The sequence below is a fragment of the Streptomyces sp. NPDC055400 genome (assembly GCF_053644375.1).
The window spans coordinates 243,457-251,718 of the sequence record NZ_JBSHLM010000018.1 but is presented as its reverse complement, the minus strand read 5'-3'; the positions used below and the strand labels follow the sequence as shown (position 1 = coordinate 251,718).

Annotated in this window: 7 protein-coding genes and 1 pseudogene; 1 reads left to right on the top strand and 7 read right to left on the bottom strand. The window is 71.5% G+C overall.

Features of this window, described 5'->3' with window-relative positions; all coding sequences use genetic code 11:
- A partial coding sequence (locus ACWIGU_RS37700; protein ID WP_454406180.1) for an electron transfer flavoprotein subunit alpha/FixB family protein occupies window positions 1-225 on the top strand: 225 nt, incomplete at its 5' end.
- A gap of 67 nt (window positions 226-292) precedes the next feature.
- Here ACWIGU_RS37700 and ACWIGU_RS37695 read toward each other — a convergent pair.
- The 7 genes and pseudogenes from ACWIGU_RS37695 to ACWIGU_RS37665 form a co-directional block, all read right to left on the bottom strand.
- Window positions 293-1,828, bottom strand: coding sequence for a DEAD/DEAH box helicase (locus ACWIGU_RS37695; protein ID WP_454406179.1), 1,536 nt, complete (start codon window positions 1,826-1,828; stop codon window positions 293-295).
- 330 nt (window positions 1,829-2,158) lie between these two features.
- A complete protein-coding gene (locus tag ACWIGU_RS37690) occupies window positions 2,159-2,362 on the bottom strand; it encodes a cold-shock protein (protein WP_100598391.1) in 204 nt (67 codons plus the stop codon).
- A 289-nt stretch (window positions 2,363-2,651) separates the two neighbouring features.
- Window positions 2,652-2,917 (bottom strand): annotated as a pseudogene (locus ACWIGU_RS37685) (alkene reductase); the annotation flags it as partial.
- A gap of 362 nt (window positions 2,918-3,279) precedes the next feature.
- Window positions 3,280-4,434: an XdhC family protein gene (locus ACWIGU_RS37680; RefSeq protein ID WP_454406178.1), complete on the bottom strand. Its 1,155-nt coding sequence runs from the start codon at window positions 4,432-4,434 to the stop codon at window positions 3,280-3,282.
- Window positions 4,427-6,565, bottom strand: a complete 2,139-nt coding sequence (locus tag ACWIGU_RS37675; RefSeq protein WP_454406177.1) for a xanthine dehydrogenase family protein molybdopterin-binding subunit — start codon at window positions 6,563-6,565, stop codon at window positions 4,427-4,429. Before ACWIGU_RS37675 ends, ACWIGU_RS37680 begins: the two co-directional genes overlap by 8 nt.
- Window positions 6,562-7,554, bottom strand: coding sequence for an FAD binding domain-containing protein (locus ACWIGU_RS37670; RefSeq protein ID WP_454406176.1), 993 nt, complete (start codon window positions 7,552-7,554; stop codon window positions 6,562-6,564). Before ACWIGU_RS37670 ends, ACWIGU_RS37675 begins: the two co-directional genes overlap by 4 nt.
- Window positions 7,551-8,090: a (2Fe-2S)-binding protein gene (locus tag ACWIGU_RS37665; protein WP_100598397.1), complete on the bottom strand. Its 540-nt coding sequence runs from the start codon at window positions 8,088-8,090 to the stop codon at window positions 7,551-7,553. The genes ACWIGU_RS37670 and ACWIGU_RS37665 overlap by 4 nt, the downstream gene beginning before the upstream one ends.
- Window positions 8,091-8,262 lie beyond the last annotated feature (172 nt).

Below are 8,262 nucleotides of genomic sequence, written 5' to 3'. Positions count from 1 at the left end.
CAGGTCGGCCAGACCGGCAAGAGTGTCTCCCCGCAGCTGTACATCGCCAACGGGATCTCCGGCGCGATCCAGCACCGGGCCGGCATGCAGACCTCCAAGACCATCGTCGCGGTCAACAAGGACGCCGAAGCCCCCATCTTCGACCTCGTCGACTACGGCGTCGTCGGCGACCTCTTCGACGTCGTCCCCCAACTCACCGAGAACGTCACCGCCCGCAAGGGCTGACAGCAGCACGAAGGCCAGAGGCCCTGGACCGTATCGGTCCAGGGCCTCCGGCCTTCGTGCGCATGCCTCAGCCGGCGCGGCGCACCCGCGCGGCCTTGCGGGCGTCGGCGAGCTGGCGGGCCTCGGAGGTCCGGCGCGAGTCACCACCGGCGCGGCCCGGGCGCGAGCCCATGCCGCGGAACGGGGCACCGCCGCGCCTGGGCCGCTCCGTCGCCGGCGGGGGGCCGGCGATCGGGACGCCGGAGGGCGCCTGAGCACCGGTGATACGGCTCAACTCGGCCTCTCCGGACCGGACTTGCGTGATCTGCGGCCGGATACCGGCGTCGCGCATCAGCCGGCTCATGTCGCGGCGCTGGTTGGGCAGGACGAGGGTGACGACGCTGCCGGACTCACCGGCACGGGCCGTACGGCCGCCGCGGTGCAGGTAGTCCTTGTGGTCGCTCGGCGGGTCGACGTTGACCACGAGGTCGAGGTTGTCGACGTGGATGCCGCGCGCCGCGACGTTCGTGGCGACGAGCGCCGTGACCGTACCGGCCTTGAACTGGGCCAGGGTGCGGGTGCGCTGCGGCTGGGACTTCCCGCCGTGCAGAGCGGCGGCCCGCACACCGCTGCCGAGCAGGTGCTTGGTGAACTGGTCGACGGCGTGCTTGGTGTCGAGGAACATGATGACCCGCCCGTCGCGGGCCGCGATCTCGGTGGCGGCGGCGAACTTGTCGGCGCCGTGCACATGCAGTTCGTGGTGTTCCATCGTGGTGACGGCGCCCGCCGACGGGTCGACGGAGTGGACGACCGGGTCGTGCAGGTAGCGGCGTACCAGGAGGTCGACGTTGCGGTCGAGCGTGGCCGAGAACAGCATCCGCTGGCCCTCGGGGTGCACCAGGTCGAGCAGCTCGGTGACCTGCGGCATGAAGCCCATGTCGGCCATCTGGTCGGCCTCGTCCAGGACGGTGATCTTCACCCGGTCCAGGCGGCAGTCCTTGCGCTCGATGAGGTCCTTGAGGCGTCCGGGCGTCGCGACGACGACCTCGGCGCCACCGCGCAGGGCACTGGCCTGACGTCCGATGGACATCCCGCCGACGACGGTGGCCATCCGCAGCTTGAGCGACCGGGCGTACGGGGTGAGCGCCTCGGTGACCTGCTGGGCGAGCTCCCGCGTGGGGACGAGGATGAGGCCGAAGGGCTGCTTGGCCTCGGCACGCCGGCCCGCGAGGCGCGCGAGGAGCGCGAGCCCGAAGGCGAGGGTCTTGCCGGAGCCGGTGCGGCCGCGGCCCAGGACGTCCCGGCCCGCGATCGAGTTCGGCAGCGTGGCCGCCTGGATCGGGAACGGAACGGTCACGCCGAGACCGGTGAGCGTCTTGAGGATCTCGGCCGGCAGGTCGAGCTCTCCGAAGGTCTCCACGGCGGGGAGGGCGGGCGTGACGGTGACGGGCAGGGCGAACTCACCCTGCGGCGCGGCGGACCTGCGCCCGTAGCCACCGGAGCTCTTGCCTCCGGTGCGTCCCTGGCCCTGGCCCTGGGGTCGAAAACGGGCGCCCCGGTCACCGCCGGCGGAGCCCCTGCGAGGGTTGGAGTAACGGTCGTTCGTGCGAGCTGAACGGTTCATGGAGAACCTTCCTCGATATGGCACGTATCGAGGAATTCCCGGCGCATGAGTGCCGGACGAATTGCAAGAACGAGCCGAATAGCAGACTGAAAATCAGCCGGCGCGCCGGTACGGAGAATGGCGACGCCTGACGTAGGAATACTGGGATTCCGCTGCGGCAGGCGGCTCTCGGACGGGCCGGATCAATGGGGTGCGGGGATCTTGGCGCCCCGCCGGGGTGGTGTGCCACCCGGTGGTCGTGCCTACCCGGGCGGGATGCCCCGCAAACAGCAACGAGCTGGTGCCCGTACCACTGGGGTACGGGCACCAGCTGCGCTCAACGCTTCAGCGTCAGGCGGGAACGATGTTCTCCGCCTGCGGGCCCTTCTGGCCCTGCGTGACATCGAAGTTCACCTTCTGGCCTTCCTGAAGCTCACGGAAGCCCTGGGTGGCGATGTTCGAGTAGTGGGCGAAGACGTCGGGGCCGCCACCCTCCTGCTCGATGAAGCCGAAGCCCTTTTCCGAGTTGAACCACTTCACGGTGCCAGTAGCCATATGCAAATTCTCCTTCGGGGCAGTGCCCGTGGCCCACACTGTGTGGACCTCGGCGTCGCCGCAATGATTGCCCCGCCCGGAAAAAATGCCTCCGGAAATAGAAAAGCGCCCGGCAACGTGAAGTTACCTAAGGCACTTGAAGTATCTATGGGAACCACAACTGCAACTGAGATCAAGACTAGCACGGACCGGGCTTCGGAGCACGGTGAGCCAGAATATTTCGCGCGTCGCCGTGAACCTTCACCCCAGGTTGAGCAAATCCCGGCGCCCCGGGCCCCGAATATTCACTTCACCGGCGGCTGTCGGACAGGAACGGATAGTCCGTGTAGCCCGTCTCGGCTCCTACGTACATCAGATACCTGTCGCGGACCTGGTTGAGCGGTGCGCAGCGCCCACGCGCAGCCGCTCGACGAGGTCCGGGTCGGCCAGGAACAGGCGGCCGACTGCCACCAGGTCGGCGCCGGCGGCCAGGAGGCGCTCGCCCTCGTACCTGCCGCCGTGGGCGGGGATCCGGTCCCGCGGCAGCACGGGGTCGGCGATCAGCGTGCCGGTCCAGACCGCGATGGCCCTGCCCTGGAGATGGGTGGGCGCGGCAGCACTCACCGATGCCGCGGGCCGGGCGGCCGAGCTCATCGGAGCCGCAGACGCGGCCCGCCGCAGCGCGGGCGCCCCGCTCCCGCCCGCGGAACGCGCCGACGGGGACCGCATCACGGCGAGGGCGACGGCGGCGCTGGGTGAGACGGCCTTCGCGGAGGCGTACAGGGAGGGCGCGAACCTGTCCCCGGAGAAAGCGGCAGACACCGCGCGGCTCCAGTTCCACGCTGCCGCGTCGGACCAGGCTCCTGAGGACTGGGGAGCACCGCGGACGAGGTCCACGGCCGCGTTCCGGGCGCGGGGTGCGCGACGGCCGCCGAGGGTCACCTCTCCCCCGTCGCCAAGAGGCGCCGTTCCCCCGCCTCGCCGTCATGATGGATCGGTGTGCGCGAGCTGGTCAGGGGTGCGCCCGTGCCGCCCTGCCTCGACGCGATGATTTCCGCGGCGATGGACAGGGCCGTCTCCTCGGGGGTGCGGGCACCGAGGTCCAGGCCGATGGGCGAGTGCAGGCGCGACAACTCCTCGTTGCTCAGGCCGACTTCGCGCAGGCGGCGGTCGCGGTCCTCGTGGGTGCGGCGTGAGCCCATCGCCCCGACGAACGCGACGGGCAGCCGTAGCGCGATCTCCAGGAGCGGGATGTCGAACTTCGCGTCGTGGGTGAGCACGCACAGGACCGTGCGTTCGTCGGTTGTGGTGCGCCGCAGGTAGCGGTCCGGCCAGTCGACCACGATGTCGTCCGCCTCGGGGAAGCGGGCCCGCGTGGCGAAGACCGGGCGGGCGTCGCACAACGTCACGTGATAGCCGAGGAACTTGCCCGCACGGACCAGCGCCGCCGCGAAGTCGACGGCGCCGAACACGATCATCCGCGGCGGCGGCACGCTGGACTCGACGAACAGCGTCAGGTCGGCGTCGCAGTGGGAGCCGTCGGCCGAGAGGTCGAACGTACCGGTGCGGCCCCCCGCGAGCAGGGCCCGTGCCTCGGCCGCCACGGTCCGCTCAAGGCCGGAGCCTCCGTCGAGTCCTCCCTCGTACGAGCCGTCCGCCCTCACGAGCAGCGCTCCGCCCCGCAGTTCGTCCGGTCCGCGGACCACTCGGGCGAGTGCGGCCGTCTCATCCCGGGCGGCGGCCGCGAGCGCCGCGGCGAACACAGGCCTGTCCGGCGCGTCGGCTCGCACCGGCGTGACGAGGACCTCGATGACGCCGCCGCAGGTGAGCCCCACGGCGAAAGCGTCCTCGTCGCTGTAGCCGAACCGCTCCAGGACGGACCCGCCGTCCTGGAGCACCTGCAGGCACAGTTCGTAGACCGCTGCCTCGACGCAGCCGCCGGAGACCGAGCCGATGGCCGTGCCCTCGCTGTCGACGGCGAGGGCGGCGCCGGGCGGGCGGGGTGCGCTGCCGCCCACCGAGACGACGGTGGCGACGGCGAAGTCCCGGCCCTGCCCGGCCCACCGGTTCAGCTCGTCGGCGATGTCAAGCATCGCCGTCACCTGCGGCGGGGGCCCCGGCCGACAGTACGCGGTCGGGCCGGATCGGCAGGTGCCGGTGGCGGACGCCGGTCGCGTGCCAGACCGCGTTGGCGACGGCGGCCGCCGCGCCCACGATGCCGATCTCGCCGATGCCCTTGATCCCGACGGGGTCGTCCGCGTCCGGATCGTCGACCCAGTCCGCCTCGATCAGGGGTACGTCGGCGTTGGCGGCGAAGTGGTAGCCCGCGAGGTCGGCGCCGACGTGACCGCCGGTGGCCTGGTCCCGGATCGCCTCTTCGTGCAGTGCCATGGACAGTCCCCAGATCATCCCGCCGATGAACTGGCTGCGCGCGGTCAGCGGGTTGACGATCCGGCCGGCCGCGAAGACGCCGAGCATCCGCCGTACGCGTACCTCGCCGGTGGTGACGTCGACGGCGACCTCGGCGAACTGGGCGCCGAAGGAGTGCCGTTCCTTCTGGGTGAGGGAGCCGACGGCGGCGCTGGTGTCGGATCGCACGGTGATGCCCTGCGGCGGAATGTCGCCGCCCAGGGCCAACTGCTCCCGCAGGTCTCGCCCGGCGGCCGTGACGGCCCAGCCCCAGGAGCGGGTCCCCATCGAGCCGCCCGAGATCGCCGCCGGGCCGAAGTCGCTGTCGCCGATGCGCACATGGACGCGCTCCCGGGCCACATCGAGAGCCTCCGCGGCAAGCAGGGTCAGCGCGGTCCGCGCCCCCGTCCCGACGTCCGACGCGCCGATCCGCACCGTGAAGGTGCCATCGGCCTCAGCGGTCACGGCCGCTGTGGACGGTGCCACGATCACCGGGAAGGTGGCCGCCGCCGTGCCGGTGCCGAGCAGCCAGCGCCCTTCGCGCCGCACGCCGGGACGTGGGTCACGGTCCGCCCAGCCGAACCTGCGGGCCCCCTCGTCGAAGCAGGCCAGCAGGTTGCGGGAGCCGAACGGCAGCCCGGAGACCGGACCCACGTCCGGCTCGTTGCGGGCACGCAGCGCGATCGGGTCCATGCCGCACCGTTCGGCGAGTTCGTCGAGCGCGGACTCCAGGGCGAACGAGCCCGGAGCCTCACCGGGCGCGCGCATGAAGGTCGGCGTCGGCACGTCGAGGCGCACCACCCGGTTGACGCTGCGGTGAGCGTCGGCGGCGTACATCGGACGCCCGAACCCGGCGCTGGCCTCGACGAATTCGTGGACCGTCGACGTGAGGCTGTGCGCCTGGTGGTCGAGAGCGCGCAACCGCCCGTCGGCGTCGGCGCCGAGCCTGACACGCTGGGCCGTGGGGCTGCGGTAGCCGGCGAGCGAGAACGTCTGACGCCGGGTCATGACGACCCTGACCGGGCGGTCGAGTACGGTCGCCGCCATCACGGCGAGGATCTGGTGCACGCGCACACCCTTGGACCCGAAGGCACCGCCGATGTGCTCGGACCGCACCCGCACCGTGGCCGGGTCGAGCGAGAAAAGTTTCGCCAGCTCCTGCGCCACCCACATGCTGCCCTGGTTGGAGTCGACGACTTCGAGGCGTCCGCCGTCCCAGCGTGCCATCGCCGCGTGCGGTTCCATCGAGCTGTGGTGCTCTTCCGGGGTGGTGTACTCCGCGTCCACGACATGGACGGACGCGGCGAGTTCGGCCGCGAGGTCGCCCTTCTCGGCCAGCATGCCGTCGCCGTCCGGTGTGTAGATGCCGGCGTGTCCGGCCGAGAACGCGACGTCGTGCGGCTCCTCGTCGTACCGCACCACCAGCGCCTCGGCGGCTTCCCTGGCCTGCTCGCTGGTCTCGGCGACGACCAGCGCCACCGGCCAGCCCACGAACGGCACCCGGTCGTGCTGGAAGACCTCGACGATCGGGTCGGGCCGCCCCAGCATGCCGATGTAGTTCCCGTCGACGCGCGGCGCGTTGCCGTGGTGCAGCACGGCCAGCACCCCGGGCATCCCGCGGACGGGGTCCGACTCGACCGAGCGGATGCGACCGCGGGCGACGGTGGACAACACCAGCCAGCCGTGGGCGAGTTCGGCGGCGGGGACATCCCCCGCGTACCGGGCTGCCCCGGTGACCTTCTCCAGCCCCTCCACCCGGGTGTACGAGGCGCCGACGGTGCCCGTCACCGGGGCTGCCGTGGTCGTCGTGGTCATCGGGCGGCCTCCTCGGCGAGCTCGGTCAGCACGGCCACGACGAGATTGCGCATCAGCGTCACCTTGTATCCATTGTGGGGCAGCGTCTCGGCGGCCGCGAGTTCGGCGTCCGCGGCGGCGGCGAAGGCCTCGGCGGTCGCGGGGCCGCCGGTCAGGGCGCGTTCGGCCTCGTGAGCGCGCCAGGGCCGGGACGCGACCGCCCCGAAGGCGAGGCGCACTTCCTGGACCGTTCCGTCCCGGACGTCGAGCGCAGCGGCGACGGAGCCGATCGCGAACGCGTAGGACGCGCGCTCGCGGACCTTGCGGTAGCGGGACAGGGCGGCGACGGGCGCCGGGGGCAGGATGACGGCGGTGATCAGGGCGCCGGGCGGCAGAGCGGTCTCCACGTGCGGGGTCTCCCCCACGGGCGAATAGAACTCCGCCAGCGTCAACTCGCCCGGGCCGTCGACCGTTTCGTACGAGACGACGGCGTCGAGCGCGGCGAGTGCCACTCCCATGTCCGAGGGGTGGACGGCCACGCACCGCGCGGAGGCGCCGAGGATCGCGGCGTTGTGGTGCTCACCCTCGATCGCGGGGCAACCGCTGCCGGGTGAGCGCTTGTTGCAGGGTTTGGCCAGGTCGGTGAAGTAGCCGCAGCGCGTGCGCTGGAGCAGATTGCCGCCGACGGTGGCCATGTTGCGCAGCTGACCCGAGGCACCGGCGAGGACGGCCTGTGCCAGCATCGGGTAGCGGCGCCGCACTTCGGGATGGGCGGCGAGGTCGCTGTTGGTGACCGTCGCGCCGATGCGCAGGCCGCCTTCCGGCGTCAACTCGATCTCGCCGAGCGGCAGTTCGCGTACGTCGACGAGCCGGGCGGGCCTCTCGACGCCGGTCTTCATCAGGTCGACGAGGTTGGTGCCGCCGCCCAGACAGCGCGCGTCGGGGTCGGCGTCGAGCAGGGCGACCGCGGCGGGCACGTCAAAGACGCGCTCGTAACCGAACTCCTTCATGCGACAGCCTCCGTTCCTGCGGCGCGGGCGACGGCATTGACGATCGACACGTAGGCGCCGCAGCGGCACAGGTTGCCGCTCATCCGCTCCCGGATCTCGTCGGCGGTCAGCGCCGGAACGCCCGCCTCCGGCCGCACGTCGGCGGTCACGGCGCTCGGCCAGCCCGCCGCGTGCTCCTCGATGACGGCGAGGGCCGAACAGATCTGGCCAGGAGTGCAGTAACCGCACTGGTACCCGTCGAGATCGAGGAACGCCTGCTGCACCGGATGCAGTCCGTCGGCGTCGGCCACGCCCTCGATGGTGGTGATCTCACGCCCCTCGGCCGCCACCGCGAGCTGCAGGCAGGAAACGGCGCGGCGGCCGTCGAGGAGGACGGTGCAGGCGCCGCACTGGCCCTGGTCGCAGCCCTTCTTCGTGCCCGGCAGATCGAGGCGCTCGCGCAGTGCGTCGAGCAGGGTGGTGCGGTGGTCGACGGGCAGCGTGTACTTCTCGCCATTGATGTTCAGCGTGATGACGCTGGACGTCGATGGGGCCATGATCAGCCTTCTTTCGCTCATGAGGTGCGAGGGCTGTACGTAGAGGGAGAACTTCGGGGTTTCGCGCCTGGCGCGCGCTCGACGGCCGAAAAGCCGCTTGCGTTGGTCACCGGCTCTCCACTCGAGCCGGGTCTGCCGCTATGGTGGAGTCAAGCGGACAACTGTCCACTAC